This is a genomic window from Desulfocicer niacini (assembly GCF_054657595.1).
In genome coordinates this window covers 1-784 of record NZ_BAAHYK010000158.1, presented here as the reverse complement: position 1 = coordinate 784, position 784 = coordinate 1, and the positions used below count along the sequence as shown (strand labels likewise).

1 protein-coding gene is annotated in these 784 nt (G+C 47.6%); it reads right to left on the bottom strand.

Features of this window, described 5'->3' with window-relative positions; translation table 11 throughout:
• A partial coding sequence (gene phoU / locus ACYQ2M_RS25175) for a phosphate signaling complex protein PhoU (protein WP_459919157.1) occupies nucleotides 1-682 on the bottom strand: 682 nt, incomplete at its 3' end.
• Between the last annotated feature and the right edge of the window lie 102 nt (nucleotides 683-784).

Genomic DNA, 784 nt, shown 5'->3' with positions numbered 1-784 from the left:
CGTTTTCCGGTGCCACATGGCTGCTGAAATTTTTACCCGTTGTCATAAAGTAAATTTCTTCTGTCATGTTGATGATATGGTCTCCGATACGTTCCAGGCATCTTGCCATGTAATTGAGTTGGGTCCCCTCGGTGATCCGCTCCTTGTCAGAGGTCATCTCCTGCTGGACAAGTTTTATAATGGACGCATAGGCAGCGTCCATTTCATCGTCCATGTGCCAGACTGACAATGCGGTATCCACATCAAAGTGAAGAAACGCTTCAATGGCCTTTCCAAGCATACGGTCTGCGGTCTCAGCCATCCCAATCAGCATACGTTCAGGCGCTTCAAAGGAGTTTCTTGATAAAGAATCCACCCGCTTGGCCACATTGGCGGCATAATCACCGATACGCTCCAGTTCACGGCTGATTTTCATCACCGTTAAAACATGCCGGAGATCCTGGGCCAGTGGCTGGCGCCGGGCCAGAATTCTGATGGCCATATTTTCAATTTTCTGGTGCAGTTCGTTGATGTGCTTATCCTTGGCGGCTACGTCCCGGCCAATTATACCATCACGGCTTGCCAGGGCCTGTTTCATCTCCATCAGCTGTTTGCTGGAAGCTGTGGCCATGGTGATGACAAGCAGGTTCAAGCCTTTTATTTCCTCATCATACGACCGGACGCTGTGGGGGTGATTGTGCATATATTCCGTCCTTCCTTAATTTGTTTTTTTATGAAACTCCGTTCAAAACCTTGTAATGATTAAAGTACCAACAACAAGTTCCATAAAAGATTATCCAAACCG